Annotated in this window: 14 protein-coding genes, 1 other RNA gene and 1 pseudogene; 10 read left to right on the forward strand and 6 right to left on the reverse strand. The window is 60.7% G+C overall.

Annotated features, from left to right (window positions below; genetic code table 11):
- Positions 1-3: 3 nt before the first annotated feature.
- The 4 genes from CES87_RS01760 to CES87_RS01775 all read right to left on the reverse strand — a co-directional run bounded on the left by CES87_RS01760 (position 4) and on the right by CES87_RS01775 (position 1,427).
- A complete protein-coding gene (locus CES87_RS01760) occupies positions 4-609 on the reverse strand; it encodes a 5-formyltetrahydrofolate cyclo-ligase (protein WP_128604699.1) in 606 nt (201 codons plus the stop codon).
- Positions 610-694: 85 nt separating this feature from the next.
- Positions 695-873: non-coding RNA, 6S RNA (gene ssrS / locus CES87_RS01765), on the reverse strand.
- 30 nt (positions 874-903) lie between these two features.
- On the reverse strand, positions 904-1,221 hold the full coding sequence (locus CES87_RS01770) for a cell division protein ZapA (RefSeq protein ID WP_007942435.1): 318 nt from the start codon (positions 1,219-1,221) through the stop codon (positions 904-906).
- Positions 1,218-1,427, reverse strand: a complete 210-nt coding sequence (locus CES87_RS01775; RefSeq protein ID WP_007982902.1) for a TIGR02449 family protein — start codon at positions 1,425-1,427, stop codon at positions 1,218-1,220. Before CES87_RS01775 ends, CES87_RS01770 begins: the two co-directional genes overlap by 4 nt.
- 208 nt (positions 1,428-1,635) lie before the next feature.
- Here CES87_RS01775 and CES87_RS01785 point away from each other — a divergent pair, with 208 nt between their 5' ends.
- The 9 genes from CES87_RS01785 (at position 1,636) to gcvH (ending at position 11,146) form a co-directional block, all read left to right on the forward strand.
- Positions 1,636-2,196: a YecA family protein gene (locus tag CES87_RS01785; protein WP_128604700.1), complete on the forward strand. Its 561-nt coding sequence runs from the start codon at positions 1,636-1,638 to the stop codon at positions 2,194-2,196.
- A 25-nt stretch (positions 2,197-2,221) separates the two neighbouring features.
- The gene (gene pepP, locus CES87_RS01790; RefSeq protein ID WP_128604701.1) at positions 2,222-3,556 is read left to right on the forward strand and encodes a Xaa-Pro aminopeptidase; all 1,335 of its coding nucleotides are present in this window, start codon (positions 2,222-2,224) and stop codon (positions 3,554-3,556) included.
- The gene (gene ubiH / locus CES87_RS01795; protein ID WP_128604702.1) at positions 3,553-4,740 is read left to right on the forward strand and encodes a 2-octaprenyl-6-methoxyphenyl hydroxylase; all 1,188 of its coding nucleotides are present in this window, start codon (positions 3,553-3,555) and stop codon (positions 4,738-4,740) included. Before pepP ends, ubiH begins: the two co-directional genes overlap by 4 nt.
- On the forward strand, positions 4,733-5,218 hold the full coding sequence (locus CES87_RS01800) for a DUF4442 domain-containing protein (protein ID WP_128604703.1): 486 nt from the start codon (positions 4,733-4,735) through the stop codon (positions 5,216-5,218). The genes ubiH and CES87_RS01800 overlap by 8 nt, the downstream gene beginning before the upstream one ends.
- Positions 5,219-5,227: 9 nt before the next feature.
- A complete protein-coding gene (locus CES87_RS01805; RefSeq protein ID WP_178081363.1) occupies positions 5,228-6,445 on the forward strand; it encodes a 2-octaprenyl-3-methyl-6-methoxy-1,4-benzoquinol hydroxylase in 1,218 nt (405 codons plus the stop codon).
- A 233-nt stretch (positions 6,446-6,678) separates the two neighbouring features.
- Positions 6,679-7,683 carry an extracellular solute-binding protein gene (locus tag CES87_RS01810; RefSeq protein ID WP_128604705.1) on the forward strand — a complete coding sequence of 335 codons (1,005 nt, stop codon included), beginning with the start codon at positions 6,679-6,681 and terminating at the stop codon, positions 7,681-7,683.
- A gap of 174 nt (positions 7,684-7,857) precedes the next feature.
- Positions 7,858-9,474, forward strand: coding sequence for an iron ABC transporter permease (locus CES87_RS01820; protein ID WP_128604706.1), 1,617 nt, complete (start codon positions 7,858-7,860; stop codon positions 9,472-9,474).
- Between the two features lie 156 nt (positions 9,475-9,630).
- A complete protein-coding gene (gene gcvT, locus CES87_RS01825) occupies positions 9,631-10,713 on the forward strand; it encodes a glycine cleavage system aminomethyltransferase GcvT (RefSeq protein WP_128604707.1) in 1,083 nt (360 codons plus the stop codon).
- Positions 10,714-10,762: 49 nt separating this feature from the next.
- On the forward strand, positions 10,763-11,146 hold the full coding sequence (gene gcvH / locus CES87_RS01830; protein ID WP_128604708.1) for a glycine cleavage system protein GcvH: 384 nt from the start codon (positions 10,763-10,765) through the stop codon (positions 11,144-11,146).
- Positions 11,147-11,233: 87 nt separating this feature from the next.
- Here gcvH and CES87_RS01835 read toward each other — a convergent pair whose 3' ends face one another.
- Positions 11,234-12,373, reverse strand: a complete 1,140-nt coding sequence (locus tag CES87_RS01835; protein ID WP_128604709.1) for a DegT/DnrJ/EryC1/StrS aminotransferase family protein — start codon at positions 12,371-12,373, stop codon at positions 11,234-11,236.
- 154 nt (positions 12,374-12,527) lie between these two features.
- On the opposite strand from CES87_RS01835, the pseudogene gcvP reads away from it, so the two are divergent.
- Positions 12,528-15,399: pseudogene (gcvP, locus tag CES87_RS01840) on the forward strand (aminomethyl-transferring glycine dehydrogenase).
- Between the two features lie 162 nt (positions 15,400-15,561).
- On the opposite strand, the gene CES87_RS01845 reads toward gcvP, so the two are convergent.
- Positions 15,562-15,882: a DUF2388 domain-containing protein gene (locus CES87_RS01845; RefSeq protein WP_169857239.1), complete on the reverse strand. Its 321-nt coding sequence runs from the start codon at positions 15,880-15,882 to the stop codon at positions 15,562-15,564.
- Positions 15,883-15,895 lie beyond the last annotated feature (13 nt).

A 15,895-nucleotide genomic window follows, 5' to 3' on the forward strand; every position in this document is an offset into this window, starting at 1 on the left:
CGTCTAGCCTGCGAAGTACCAGGCCTTGTCCGTCACCGTTCCTTGCAGCGGCACATCCCAGCTCGCCTGAGCCAGTCGCTCCACCTTCTGACATTCATGGGCCAGGCCCAGTAACGTCGGCTTGCGCCAGTCATTTCGGCGCGCCAGGTAGGCCAGACTTCGATCATAGAAGCCGCCGCCCATGCCCAGACGTCCGCCGACATCATCGAATCCCACCAACGGTAACAGCACCAGATCCAGCGCCCAGACTTTACGTTGCCGGGCGAGGTTGTGCCTTGGTTCGAGAATTCGGAAGCGATTGGGCTTGAGTTTTTCGCCTGGGCGGATGCGCTGGAACACCATTTTGGTTCGCGGCCAGGCGCTGAGCACCGGTAGATAGGTGGCCTTGCCCCGACGCTGAGCGGCACGCAGCAGCAGGCGTGGATCGATTTCACCGTCGGTGGGTAAATAAAGAGAGATATGTTTGGCGCGGCGGAACAGCGGTTGCTGGGCCAATTGCTTGTACAGCCCGCGAGCTGCCTGGCGCTGCTGACTGGGTGTCAGTGCGCGGCGGGCCTTGCGCAGCATGCGTCGAAGTTGCGGGCGGGGTAGCAGCGCAGGTTCGTTCATGAATTCGGGCTTCAGCAGTGCGGATACGTAAAGCGTACCCGTAAAAAAGCCGATGCCGGTATAAAAACCGACATCGGCTGGAATCAGGCTCCCCGAATGTGCCGCTGTCGACTTAGCCCTTGAACCCGAAAGTTCAAGGTGGAAGATGCAGTAGGCTTTAAGGCTTTCCGTCTAGCGGACATGCACACCAGCCCAACGTGCAACCTCCAGGGTATAGCAAATCGGCTCAGGGACATCGCCAACTGGCAAGCACCCCAGGGAGTGATAGGAGTATACCGCAAGCGTTGGCGCGAATCAGCCTTTGGTTACGTCCGGATCGGTTGCGAGCACCAAATCGACCCGATCCAGCAGATCGCGTACCTGCTCGCGGGTCGAGCCGCTGGCTTGAACATCCGGGCGTTCTTCCTTGTGCAGGAGGTCGTGGGTGATGTTCAAGGCGGCCATGACGGCGATGCGGTCGGCGCCGATGACTTTGCCGCTGCTGCGAATTTCGCGCATCTTGCCGTCCAGGTAACGGGCGGCGCTCACCAGGTTGCTGCGTTCTTCCTGGGGGCAAATGATCGAATATTCTTTGTCGAGGATCTGCACGGTGACGCTATTGCTTGAACTCATGAGTCTTGCTCCAGGGCCTTGAGGCGCGAAATCATCGACTCGACCTTACGCCGGGCGATTTCGTTTTTTTCAATGAGGTGAGCGCGTTCCTCGCGCCAGGTCTTTTCCTGAGCTAGTAAGAGTCCGTTTTGGCTCTTAAGTTGCTCGACTCGGGTAATCAACAGTTCGAGTCTGGCCATCAGCGCTTGCAGGTCGGTGTCTTCCATTGTGTCCACGGTTCGTCTGATGGGTAGTAGCGGGCCGCCCCCTGTAGGAGCGAGCCTGCTCGCGATGAACCCGAGAACGCCGCGGGGCGTCAGGGCCCCGGCGTTATCGTTGGCAACCATCGCGAGCGTGCTCGCTCCTACAGGGGTAGTCGATGTAGGATACAAGGCCTTCATTCTAGACATAGCGCCGTCTGGCGCCTAGCTGCCCATGCCCATTCAGAATTCTCCGTACCAAGCCTTCGCCACCCTGCTGACTTCCAGCGGTCACCCTGTCTCGCCTGCCGAACTGCACGGCCTGTTGCTCGGTCGCAGTTGCGCCGGCGCCGGTTTCGATGCCGAGGGCTGGCTGATTGACGCCGTCGAGCTGCTTGAAAGCGAGCCACAGGACAACGTTCGCGCCGCTCTGATCGGCCTGCAAGAGATGGTCAAGGGCGAACTCACTGGCGACGACGTGACCGTCGTCCTGTTGCTGCCGACCGACGATGCCCCGCTGGCCGAACGCGCCGAGGCACTGGGCCAGTGGTGCCAGGGCTTCCTCAGCGGTTTCGGCCTGAACTGCCGTGACAGTAGCATGCTGAGCACCGAGGCCACCGAAGTGTTGCAGGACCTTGCCGCCATTTCCCAGGTGCAAGACGCACTTGAAGAGTCCGAGGACGGGGAAACCGACTATATGGAAGTCATGGAGTACCTGCGCGTCGCGCCGCTGTTGCTGTTCTCCGAAACCAGGAAAGCGGACGTACCGGCGGCTGCCAAACCGTCGTTGCACTAATCAAAGCCAGGAACGCCATCTGCCCATGATTCATATCCCGAAAGCGGAATACAGCCGGCGCCGCAAGGCCCTGATGGCGCAGATGGAACCCAATAGCATCGCCATCCTGCCCGCCGCCGCGGTGGCCGTCCGCAACCGTGATGTCGAGCACGTCTACCGCCAGGACAGTGATTTCCAGTACCTCAGCGGTTTCCCCGAGCCCCAGGCTGTCCTGGTCTTGATGCCGGGGCGTGTGCACGGCGAGTACATTCTGTTCTGCCGTGAGCGCAACGCCGAACGAGAGTTGTGGGACGGCTTGCGTGCCGGGCAGGAAGGCGCGATCCGCGACTTCGGCGCTGACGACGCCTTTCCGATCACTGACATCGACGACATCCTGCCAGGCCTGATCGAAGGCCGTGACCGGGTGTATTCGGCCATGGGCAGCAACCCGGAATTCGATCGCCACCTGATGGACTGGATCAATGTGATCCGCTCCAAGGCGAACCTCGGTGCCCAGCCGCCGAACGAATACGTTGCCCTGGATCATTTGCTTCACGACATGCGCCTGTATAAATCGGCGGCAGAAGTGAAAGTGATGCGTGAGGCCGCGCGGATCTCCGCCCAGGCCCATGTGCGCGCGATGCAGGCCAGCCGTGCCGGTTTGTACGAATTCAGCCTGGAAGCCGAACTCGATTACGAGTTCCGCAAGGGCGGGGCGAAGATGCCGGCCTACGGCTCGATCGTCGCTGCAGGACGCAACAGCTGCATCCTGCATTACCAGCAGAATGATGCCGTGCTCAAGGACGGCGATCTGGTGTTGATCGACGCTGGTTGCGAAATCGACTGCTACGCCAGCGACATCACCCGAACCTGGCCGGTCAATGGCAAGTATTCGGCAGAACAGAAGGCAATCTACGAACTGGTGCTGGCCGCCCAGGAAGCTGCGTTTGCCGAGATCGCCCCGAACAAACACTGGAATCAGGCTCACGAAGCCACAGTTCGAGTGATTACTGCCGGCCTGGTCGAGTTGGGTTTGCTGCAAGGCGACGTCGACGAATTGATCGCCAGCGAAGCCTACAAAGCGTTTTACATGCACCGCGCTGGGCACTGGCTGGGCATGGATGTGCATGACGTTGGCGAATACAAAGTCGGCGGCGAGTGGCGCGTGCTGGAAGTCGGCATGGCGCTGACCGTGGAGCCAGGGATCTACATTGCCCCGGGCAACCAGAATGTGGCGAAGAAATGGCGCGGCATTGGCGTGCGCATCGAGGACGATGTAGTGGTCACCAAAAGCGGCTGTGAAATCCTGACCCAAGGCGTACCGAAAACGGTGGCAGAGATCGAGGCGTTGATGGCGCAAGCACGGACACAAGCGGCATGAGTCGAGTCAATCTGGCGATTATCGGCGCAGGTCTGGTCGGCGCCAGCCTGGCGTTGGCGTTGCAGGCAGCAGCCAAGGCTCGGGGCTGGAAGATCGTGCTGATCGAACCGTTTGCCCCCGGCGACACGTACCAGCCAAGCTACGACGCGCGCTCCACGGCATTATCCTTTGGCGCCCGGCAGATTTATCAGCGGTTGGGTGTTTGGCAGGAGATTTCCCGCCGTGCCGAACCGATCAAGCAGATTCACGTCTCCGACCGTGGGCGTTTTTCCACCGCGCGCCTGTCGGCAATGGAAGAGGGCGTTCCGGCACTGGGTTACGTGGTGGAAAACGCCTGGCTCGGCCAATGCCTGTGGCAAAGCCTGGACAAGGACGTGATCAGTTGGCGTTGCCCGGCGGAAGTCACCCGCATGGAGCCGCTCACCGACGGCTATCGCCTGACCCTTAATGACGAAACCACGCTCGATTGCGACCTCGCGGTGCTCGCCGATGGCGGCCGTTCCGGCTTACGCGAGCAACTGGGCATTGGCATCAAAAAGCGGCCATACAACCAGAGCGCGCTGATCGCCAACATCACCCCGAGCGAAGCCCACAACGGCATGGCTTTCGAACGTTTCACCGACGATGGCCCGATGGCGTTGCTGCCGTTGCCGGACAACCGCTGCGCCCTGGTCTGGACCCGTCTGGGGATGGACGCGCAACGCTTGGCCGCCCTCGATGAAAGCAGTTTCCTCAGCGAATTGCAGAGCGTGTTCGGCTATCGCCTCGGCACGTTGAAGCAGGTCGGTGCGCGGCACCTGTACCCGTTGTCGCTGGTGGAGGCCGAAGAGCAGGTGCGACCACATCTGGCGATTCTCGGCAACGCCGCTCACAGCCTGCACCCGATTGCCGGACAGGGTTTCAACCTGTCCCTGCGCGATGCCCAGGCGCTCGCCGATGCGCTGCTCGCCAGTGAACAAGCACTGGGGGACTTCGCGACCTTGCTGGCCTATCGCGAGGGTCAGCGTCTGGATCAGAACCTCACCGTCGGCTTCTCCGATAAGGTCACGCGTTTGTTCGGCAGCACGCAGCCATTGGTTTCGCTGGGGCGCAATCTCGGTCTGCTCGGCCTCGATCTGCTGCCACCCGCCAAGCGCTGGTTCGCCCGACAGGCCATGGGCCTGGGTACTCGTCCCGATGTTTAAGTGGCTGACCAAAACGTATGGCAAGGCCCGGTTGATGCGCTGGTTCATGAGCCTCTACCCGCCGTACCTTGGCGCCGGAGTGCGGGTGCGGCACATCAGCGATGATTTCCGTGATATCGAAGTGTCGATGGGACTGAGCTGGTACAACCGAAATTACGTCGGTACCCAGTTCGGTGGCAGCCTGTATTCGATGGTCGATCCGTTCTTCATGCTGATGCTGATGGAAAACCTCGGGCGCCAATACATCGTCTGGGACAAGGCCGCCGACATCGACTTCATATCGCCGGGCAAAGGCCCGGTGTTTGCCCGATTCAACATCGATAACACCTTGCTCGACGAAATCCGTCGGCAGACGGCGGATGGGCAAAAATACCTGCCGCAATTGCAGGTCGATATTCACGACGGCGCCGGCAACCTGGTGGCGCGCGTCGGAAAAACCCTTTACGTGCGGCTCAAGCCGCAAGCGAGACAGGCTTAAAGCATGGAAATGCGCGCAGATCTGCTGATTGTCGGGGCCGGAATGGTCGGCAGCGCCCTGGCGCTGGCGTTGCAGGACAGCGGGCTAGAAGTCCTGTTGTTGGACGGCAGCCCTTTGAGCGTCAAACCGTTTGATAGGCAGGCGCCGTTCGAACCCCGTGTGAGCGCCTTGTCCATCGCCAGTCAGCGGATTCTCGAACGCCTGGGCGTCTGGGAAGGCATCGCCAGCCGGCGCAGCAGTCCCTACAGCGACATGCAGGTCTGGGATGGTAGCGGCACCGGGGAGATCCACTTTTCGGCGGCCAGCGTGCATGCCGATGTACTGGGACACATCGTCGAGAACCGGGTGGTTCAGGATGCCTTGCTCGACCGCTTGCACGACTGCGATCTTGGCATGCTCGCCAACGCACGCCTGGAGCAGATGCGCCGCTCCGGCGACGACTGGCTGCTGACCCTCGCCGATGGCCGCACCTTGCGTGCGCCGCTGGTGATTGCGGCGGATGGCGCTAACTCGGCGGTTCGGCGCCTGACTGGCGTCGCGACGCGAGAGTGGGATTATCTGCACCACGCCATCGTCACCAGCGTGCGCTGCTCGAAACCTCATCGAATGACCGCTTGGCAACGTTTTACTGATAACGGCCCGTTGGCGTTTCTGCCGCTGGAGCGAGATGGTCTGCAGGATTGGTGCTCGATCGTCTGGTCGACCACACCGAGCGAGGCCGAGCGCCTGATGGCGCTCGATGACGAAGGCTTCTGTCGCGAGCTGGAACGGGCCTTCGAAGGTCGACTCGGCAGCGTACTCAGCGCCGACCCCCGTCTGTGCGTGCCGCTGCGTCAACGTCATGCCAAGCGTTACGTGGCTGAGGGCCTGGCATTGATTGGCGATGCGGCGCACACCATTCACCCGCTGGCCGGGCAGGGCGTGAACCTTGGTTTCCTCGATGCTGCCGTGCTGGCCGAAGTGCTGTTGCAAGCGGCTGCTCGAGGAGAGCGGCTGGCGGATGTGAAGGTGCTCAGCCGTTATGAGCGTCGACGCATGCCCCACAACCTGGCGCTGATGGCGGCGATGGAAGGTTTCGAGCGGTTGTTCCAGGCCGATCCGTTGCCGGTACGCTGGTTGCGTAATGCCGGGTTGAAGATGGTTGATCAGATGCCTGAGGCGAAGGCGCTGTTTGTGCGTGAGGCGCTGGGGTTGATCGGGGATTTGCCGGCCTTGGCCAAGGCCTGAGATTTTCGCTGGGAGTGATGGCCTCTTCGCGGGCAAGTCGGAACGCCGCCCGCTCGCTCCTACAGATCCACGCGAACCCGTAGGAGCGAGGCTTGCCCGCGAAGGCGTCGGTACATTCACCCCACATCTCTGCAGTGCAACATCTGGTAACTCCTCCGCAAACTGTTCGATTGAGAAGGTAAATGTGAGTCCTTATCATTTGGCCTCATTTTTTCAATCGAGAGACCGCTCCCATGTTGGCACCGAAGCGTCTACTGACCGCACTGGCCCTGACTCTGATCGGCACTACCGCCGCACAGGCCGCCGACGAGGTGGTGGTCTACTCGTCGCGCATCGACGAGTTGATCAAACCGGTGTTCGATGCCTACACCGCTAAAACCGGCGTTAAGGTGAAGTTCATCACCGATAAGGAAGCGCCACTCATGCAGCGGATCAAGGCCGAGGGCGAGAACGGCACCGCCGACCTGCTGCTGACTGTCGATGCCGGCAACCTCTGGCAAGCCGAGCAAATGGGCATCCTCCAGCCTTTCACCTCGAAAACCATCGATGCCAACATCCCGCTGCAATACCGCGCCGCCTCTCACGCCTGGACCGGTCTGAGCCTGCGGGCGCGGACCATTGCCTATTCCACCGACCGGGTGAAGCCGGGTGAACTGACTACCTACGAAGCGCTGGCCGACAAGAACTGGGAAGGTCGCCTGTGCCTGCGCACGGCGAAGAAGGTGTACAACCAGTCGTTGACCGCCACCATGATCGAAGTCCATGGCGCCGAGAAAACCGAAAAAATCCTCAAGGGCTGGGTCAGCAACCTGTCCACCGACGTGTTCTCCGATGACGTTGCGGTACTGGAGGCCATCAATGCTGGTCAATGCGACGTCGGCATCGTCAACACGTACTACTACGGTCGCCTGCACAAGCAGAAACCCGAGCTGCCGGTGAAGTTGTTCTGGCCGAACCAGGCGGATCGTGGTGTACACGTCAACCTGTCGGGCATCGGCCTGACCAAACACGCCCCGCACCCGGAGGCGGCAAAGGCCCTGGTGGAGTGGATGACCACGCCTCAAGCGCAGAAAATCTTCGCTGACGTAAACCAGGAATTCCCGGCCAACCCTGCCGTGCAGCCATCTGCCGAAGTCGCCGCCTGGGGCAAGTTCGTGGCCGATACCTTGCCTGTTGAAATCGCCGGCAAGCGCCAGGCCGAAGCGATTCGCATGATGGATCGGGCTGGCTGGAACTGAGTCGCCCGGTCTACTGAGCCCCGCCTCTGATGGTGTAGGAGCGAGCTTGCTCGCGAAAAACGGCAACGATAACGCGGGGTGCCTGACAGTCCGCGTTGCCCTGACGTTCATCGCGAGCAAGCTCGCTCCTACGGGGGGTGTTGTTGTGTCTATTTCATTCGTCAGAGAAATTCCTTGGCCCACCCCGCCCAACGCCGCTGGTATCCCCTGGTCTTCGCCATCGCTGCGCTGGTCCTGCTACCGCTGAGCGTTTTGCTGCTTTCCTGGCAAACCATCGACCAACAGATCTGGTCCCACCTTTGGGACACCCAGATGCCGCGTCTTCTGGGCAATACCCTGACCCTGGTGCTTGGCGTCGGTGTCGGTGTGACGGTCCTCGGTGTGAGCCTGGCCTGGCTCACCAGCCTCTGCGAATTCCCTGGCAGGCGCTGGCTGGACTGGGCATTGATGTTGCCCTTTGCAATTCCTGCCTATGTGCTGGCATTCGTCTTCGTAGGTCTGCTGGATTTCGCCGGGCCCGTGCAAACCCTACTGCGCGAATGGTTCGGCACGGGCCTGCGCTTGCCGCGCGTGCGTTCCACGGGCGGGGTGATTGTGGTTCTGGTGCTGGTGTTCTATCCCTACGTTTACCTGCTGGCCCGCACCGCATTCCTGGCTCAGGGCAAAGGATTGATGGAAGCCGCACGGGTGCTGGGGCAATCGCCATGGCAGGCGTTCTGGCGTGTGGCAATGCCGATGGCTCGTCCCGCCATCGGTGCGGGTGTGGCATTGGCGTTGATGGAAACCCTGGCGGATTTTGGCGCCGTGTCAGTGTTCAACTTCGACACCTTCACCACCGCGATCTACAAGACCTGGTACGGGTTTTTCAGCCTTTCCACCGCCGCGCAACTGGCCAGCCTGTTGCTGTTGGTGGTGATGATGGTGCTGTACGGCGAGCGTCGTGCACGCGGCGCCAACCGGGCGAGTAATGAGCGGCCACGGGTCAAGGCGTTGTATCACCTGCATGGCTTTAAAGCGTTGCTGGCCACGGGTTGGTGCGGTCTGGTACTCGCCTGCGCTTTCGTCATTCCGATGCTGCAATTGCTGGTGTGGTTCTGGCAGCGCGGGCGCTTCGATCTGGATGAGCGCTACTCCGGCCTGATCGTCCACACCTTGTACCTGGGCGCGATGGCCGCCTTGATCACTGTCAGCGTCGCTTTGGTGTTGGCGTTTGCCAGACGCTTGGCACCGACGCAAGGGATCCGCGCCGGGGTCAGTCTGGCGAATCTTGGCTACGCCTTGCCCGGTTCGGTGCTGGCGGTGTCGATCATGCTGGCATTCAGTTATCTGGACCGTGAACTGGTGATCCCGCTTTCCGACTGGCTCGGTGGTGCCGGCAAGCCATTGCTGCTGGGCAGTCTGTCGGCGTTGCTGCTGGCCTATCTGGTGCGCTTCATCGCCGTGGCTTACGGGCCACTGGAAAGCAGTCTGGCGCGTATACGGCCATCTTTGCCCGAAGCGGCACGTAGCCTGGGTGTCAGTGGGCCGCGACTTTTTTTCAAAGTGTATCTGCCGTTGTTGTTGCCCGGTTCGTTGAGCGCGGCGTTGCTGGTGTTCGTCGATGTGCTCAAGGAAATGCCCGCGACCCTTCTGATGCGCCCGTTTGGCTGGGACACTCTGGCAGTGCGGATCTTCGAAATGACCAGCGAGGGCGAATGGGCGAGGGCGTCTTTGCCAGCACTGACCCTGGTTTTGGTCGGGCTATTACCGGTCATCGGATTGATTCGACGTTCAGCACATCAAAACAGCTAGGTGTCAGTCCTACACCTTGCGGCTACAATGCGCGGCATTCGGTGCGGTCCGTCTGACAGACAAGGTAGTAGAAGTTGGCTGTAAGCCTTTTGTTTCAAGGCTTTCACTCGATAGAGCACTCGCCCGCACCTTCGCCACGCCCGGAAGGAGAAACCCATGGGACAGCGTACGCCTCTGTATGACCTTCATCTCGCCCTTGGCGCGAAGATGGTCGATTTTGGCGGTTGGGATATGCCCTTGCATTACGGATCGCAGGTCGAGGAACACCATGCGGTGCGCCGCGACTGCGGTGTTTTCGATGTATCCCACATGACCGTGATCGATGTCGACGGCCCCCAGGCCAAGGCCTGGCTTCAGCATTTGCTGGCCAATGACGTCGAACGCCTGCACAGCTGCGGCCGTGCGTTGTACAGCACCATGCTCAACGAGCGCGGCGGTATCGTCGACGACATGATCGTCTATCGCCTTGAACGCGGTTACCGACTGGTGGTCAACGCTTCCACCCGTAATCAGGACCTGGCATGGATGCAGGCCCATCTCGACGGCTTCAATGTGCAGCTGCGCGAACGTTCCGAGCTGGCGATGCTGGCCATCCAGGGCCCTCACGCCCGGCAGAAAGTTGCCGAGCTGGTGAACCAGTCCCGGGGCAATCTGATCCAGATGCTCAAGACCTTCGAAGGTCAGCCCGACGGCGACTGGTTCATCGCGCGCACCGGTTACACCGGTGAAGACGGTCTGGAAATCATCCTGCCGGCCGATCAGGCGCCGGGGTTCTTCAACGATCTGGTGGGTGCCGGCATTTCCCCCATCGGCCTTGGCGCGCGGGATACCTTGCGGGTCGAGGCCGGCATGAACCTTTACGGTCAGGACATTCATCAAGACGTTTCACCGCTGGCCTCCAACATGGCCTGGAGCATTGCCTGGGAATCAGCCACTCGCCAGTTCATCGGGCGCACGGCGCTGGAAGCCGAACGCAGCGGTGGCGTACAGCACAAACTGGTCGGTCTGGTGCTTGAGGAACGCGGGGTTTTGCGCGCTCATCAAGTGGTCCGCATCGCCGATGTTGGCGAAGGGGAGATCACCAGTGGTAGTTTCTCTCCTACGCTTAGCAAGTCGATTGCGCTGGCGCGCGTGCCAATGGCAACTGCCGACCGCGCGGAAGTGGAAATCCGTGGCAAGTGGTACCCGGTCCGAGTGGTCAAACCGACCTTCGTACGCCATGGCAAAACCTTGATCTAACCTTTTCTGGCGGCAATGACCGCCGACAATTTTCCTGAGGACACAGAACATGAGCGATATCCCTGCCGACCTGCGTTTTGCCGAAAGTCACGAATGGGCCCGCCTGGAAGCTGACGGCACCGTTACCGTGGGCATCAGCGATCACGCGCAGGAAGCGCTGGGTGATGTGGTGTTCGTCGAGTTGACCGAAGTTGGAAAAACCTTCGCTGCCGGTGATCAATCCGGTGTGGTGGAGTCGGTTAAAGCGGCGTCCGACATCTATTCCCCGGTGGCCGGTGAAGTGATCGCGATCAACGAAGACCTGGGCGCCTCGCCGGAACTGTTGAACTCCGACCCGTACGGCGCGTGGATCTTTAAGCTCAAGCCAAGCAACACCGCTGAGCTGGACAAACTGCTCGATGCAGCGGCTTACAAGGCTGCCATCGGCGAATAATGCCTGCATTCTGTAGGAGCACGGCTTGCCGGCGATGGCGTTCTTGAAACCCATTCGCCGGCAAGACGTGCTCCTACAGTGGCAGATTTAAGGCTTCAGCACGGCCTTCACGGCTGCCACCGAACGCTCGACATCCGCTTTGCTCATGGCCGAGAACATCGGCAGAGAAACGATCAAACGTCCCACTCGTTCGGCAGTCGGGAACATGCCCTCCTTGAAACCGCGCTCGCGGTAAAGACTCAACAGGTGAATCGGCGGGTAGTGATAGCCGATACCAACACCCAATGCCTGCATCTGCTCCATGAAGGTGGCTCGCGCCGGTTTGCCGTCGTGGCGCTCTGGCAGTACCAGCTGGAACAAATGCCAGTTGCTGTTCTCGAAATCCGCCGGGGGCAGTTGCGCCCCGTACTGTGCTTCGAAATCCTCGCCAAAGCAGGTGAAGTAGTGCCTGGCCAATTCACGCCGATGAGCGGTGATCGCTTCGATATGGGCAAATTGCCCCAGGCCAATGGCCGCTGCGACGTCGGTCATGTTGAACTTACCGCCCAGCACATCGACGTCCAGGCCATCGAAGCCGCTACGGGTTACGCCTTGCAGCCGGTATTTTTCCGCCAGCCTTGCCTCTTCGGCATTGTTCAGGACCAGGCAGCCGCCCTCCGACGAGGTGATGTTCTTGTTTGCCTGGAAACTGAAGGACACGAAATCGCCGGTCGAGCCAATGCGCTGACCGTTCCAGCTCGAGCCCAGCGCCTGGGCCGCGTCTTCCACTATTCGCAGGCCATGCTTCTGCGCTACGGCATAGAGGCGTGTCATGTCCACGGGCAGCCCGGCCAGAAACACTGGGATGATGGCTTTGGTGCGCGGGGTGATGGCCGCTTCGAGCTGCGCCAGGTCGATATTGCGGGTCACCGGGTCGATATCGGCAAACACCGGTGTGGCGCCGACTTCCAGAATGACGTTGGCGGTAGCCACCCAGGAAATCGGCGTGGTGATCACTTCGTCACCCGGCCCGATGCCAGCGATGCGCAAGGCGATTTCCATGGTGCAGGTGCCGGAGTTGAACGTGCGCACCGGGCGTCCGCCAAAATACTCCGACAGTTGCGCTTCAAAGGCCTGAACCTTGGGGCCGCTGGTGATCCAGCCGGAGCGCAGCACATCGCCCACAGCAGCAATGGTGGCTTCATCGATGGTGGGTTTGGAGAAAGGCAGGAAAGGCAGTTGGCTCATAAATGTAGGTACTCGATCAGCGGACATTAAGTAGTCGACGAACATGATGGGCCGGATTGTTCGGCAGCGCCACGCCATCCGTATCGATACCGGCTGCTATGCTGGTTTGACCGTGTTGCATCGACGTTGAGCGCCAGTCAAGAGAGAGCCCGTCATGTCCCAGTTGCCGTCCTTGAGCCAGTTACGCGATCCCAATGCCTTTCTTCGCCGTCACCTCGGGCCGGATGCCGCCGAGCAACAAGCAATGCTCGACAGCCTCGGTCTAGGCAGCCGGGTCGAGTTGATCGAGCAGACGGTGCCGCCGGGCATTCGTTTGAACCGGCCACTCGATCTGCCGCCGGCCCTCGATGAAGAGGCCGCGCTGAGCAAACTGCGGGGCTATGCCGAGCAGAATCAGGTCTGGACCAGTTTGATCGGCATGGGCTATCACGGCACCCTCACGCCGGCCGTCATCTTGCGCAACGTGCTGGAAAATCCCGGCTGGTACACCGCCTACACGCCGTATCAACCGGAAATTGCCCAAGGGCGGCTCGAAGCGCTGCTGAATTTCCAGCAATTGACCATCGACCTCACGGGGCTGGAACTGGCCAACGCTTCACTGCTTGACGAAGCTACTGCGGCGGCGGAAGCCATGGCCTTGGCCAAACGGGTCGCCAAGTCGAAAAGCAATCTGTTCTTTGTCGATGAAAACTGCCACCCGCAAACCATTTCCGTGGTGCAGACCCGCGCCGAGGGCTTCGGTTTCGAGCTGATCATCGACGCTGTGGATAACTTGAAGCAGCACCAGGTGTTCGGCGCGCTGCTGCAGTATCCCGACACCCACGGCGAAATCCGCGATCTGCGCCCATTGATCGATCACCTGCATGCCCAGCAAGCGCTGGCGTGTGTTGCCGCAGACTTGCTGAGCCTGCTGCTGTTGACTCCGCCGGGGGAGTTGGGGGCTGATGTGGTGTTCGGCTCTTCCCAGCGCTTTGGCGTTCCCATGGGTTACGGCGGCCCGCACGCGGCTTTTTTGCCAGCCGCGACGAGTACAAACGGGCGATTCCGGGGCGGATCATTGGCGTGTCGAAAGATGCTCGCGGCAACGTTGCCCTGCGCATGGCCCTGCAAACCCGCGAGCAACATATTCGCCGTGAAAAGGCCAACTCGAACATCTGTACCGCGCAAGTGCTGCTGGCCAACATCGCCAGTTTCTATGCGGTCTACCACGGCCCGGAAGGGCTAAAACGCATTGCCCAGCGGGTGCACCGACTGACCTGCATCCTCGCCGCGGGCCTCGAGCGCAAGGGCATCGCGCGCCTCAACCAGCATTTCTTCGACACCCTGACCCTGGAAGTCGGCGGCACCCAGACCGCGATCATCGAAAGCGCACAAGCTGCGCAGATCAACTTGCGCATTCTGGGGCGTGGGCAATTGGGCTTGAGTCTCGACGAGACCTGCGACGAATCCACCGTGGCCAAGTTGTTCGATGTGTTCCTGGGCGCCGATCATGGGCTCAACGTCGACGAACTGGACGCCGAGGCTTTGCCTGCGGGGATTCCTGCCGGGCTGGTGCGTACTTCGCCCTACCTGCGCCATCCGGTGTTCAGCGCCCATCACAGCGAAACCGAGATGCTGCGTTACCTCAAACAACTGGAAAACAAGGATCTGGCGCTCAATCAATCGATGATCCCGCTGGGCTCGTGCACCATGAAACTCAACGCCACCAGCGAGATGATCCCGATTACCTGGCCGCAATTCGCCAACCTGCATCCGTTCGCGCCGAAAGAGCAGGCGGTCGGTTATTCATTGATGATCGAAGAACTGGAGCGCTGGCTCTGCGCGATCACCGGTTTTGATGCGATCTGCATGCAGCCCAACTCAGGAGCACAGGGCGAGTACGCAGGACTGCTGGCGATTCGTAAATACCACGAGAGCCGCCAGCAGGGCGGCGGGATATCTGTCTGATCCCGTCGTCGGCCCACGGCACCAACCCGGCATCGGCACAGATGGCCGGGATGCGTGTGGTGATTGTCGAGTGCGACGAAGCCGGCAACGTCGATCTGGATGACCTGAAAGAAAAAGCCGCGCACGCCGGCGACAAGCTCGCTTGCCTGATGGCGACGTATCCGTCGACCCACGGCGTGTACGAGGAGGGCATCAGCGAAATCTGCGAAGTAATCCACAGCCATGGCGGCCAGGTGTACATGGACGGCGCCAACCTCAATGCCCAGGTCGGGCTGGCGCGACCGGCGGATATAGGCGCCGATGTGTCCCACATGAATCTGCACAAAACCTTCTGCATTCCCCATGGCGGTGGTGGGCCAGGCATGGGTCCGATTGGCGTGCGCGCGCACTTGGCGCCGTTCGTGGCCAATCACCCGGTGGTGCCGATCGACGGGCCGCTGGCGCAGAACGGTGCAGTCAGCGCTGCGCCATGGGGCAGTGCAAGCATTCTGCCGATCAGTTGGATGTACATCGCCATGATGGGCCCGCAACTGGCCGACGCCAGCGAAGTGGCGATCCTCGCCGCGAATTACCTGGCGCGGCATTTGTCCGGGGCGTTCCCGGTGCTGTACACCGGGCGCAACGAGCGGGTGGCCCACGAATGCATTCTTGATTTGCGCCCCCTCAAGACGTTGACCGGCATCAGCGAGGAAGACGTTGCCAAGCGCCTGATGGACTATGGCTTCCACGCGCCGACCATGTCGTTTCCCGTGCCGGGAACATTGATGGTCGAACCGACCGAGAGTGAATCGAAGGCAGAACTGGACCGCTTCATCGGCGCGATGCTGAGCATCCGCGCGGAAATTACCGAGGTGCAGAACGGCAACTGGCCGGCCGAAGACAATCCGTTGAAACGTGCGCCGCATACCTTGGCCGACATCGCAGGAATCTGGGAGCGGCCCTACAGCATCGAACAGGCAGTTACACCGGATGCGCACACCAAGGCGCATAAGTACTGGCCGGTGGTGAACCGAGTGGACAACGTTTACGGGGATCGAAACCTGTTTTGTGCGTGTGTGCCGCTGGATGAATACCGCTGAAACACGTAACCCCCCTGTAGGAGCTGGCTTGCCAGCGAAGGAGTGTCAGTCGACATCAACGTCGCTGACACGGCATCGCTGGCAAGCCAGCTCCTACACGGGTTTTTGTGTAGGGCATAAAAATGCCGCTCATGTGAGCGGCATTTTTGTTCAGCCAGGAAGTTATTCCGAAGCGACGGCATTCTTCGCCAGGATCGCGTTCGCCAGTTCCATGTCCGTGGCTTGCAGGCCAGGGTTGTCGGCGCGGACTTTCTGCATCGCGGCTTCCAGATACGGGCCGCGGATGCCGCCGTCACTGGCGACGAAACTGCCGGCATCGTCCTGGGCTGCGACGATCAGCTTGTGATCCTTGAAAGTCAGATAAGTCGAGCCGGTGGTTGCACCGGAGGAAATGACGTTACGCCAAAAGCTATCAGCCATCGCCGAACCGACAGGCAGGGACAACAAGGCGATGGTAGCGACAGCAAGTTTGAGACGCATGATACGGAGACTCCGC

The sequence above is a fragment of the Pseudomonas sp. ERMR1:02 genome (assembly GCF_002277815.1).
Classification (GTDB): domain Bacteria; phylum Pseudomonadota; class Gammaproteobacteria; order Pseudomonadales; family Pseudomonadaceae; genus Aquipseudomonas.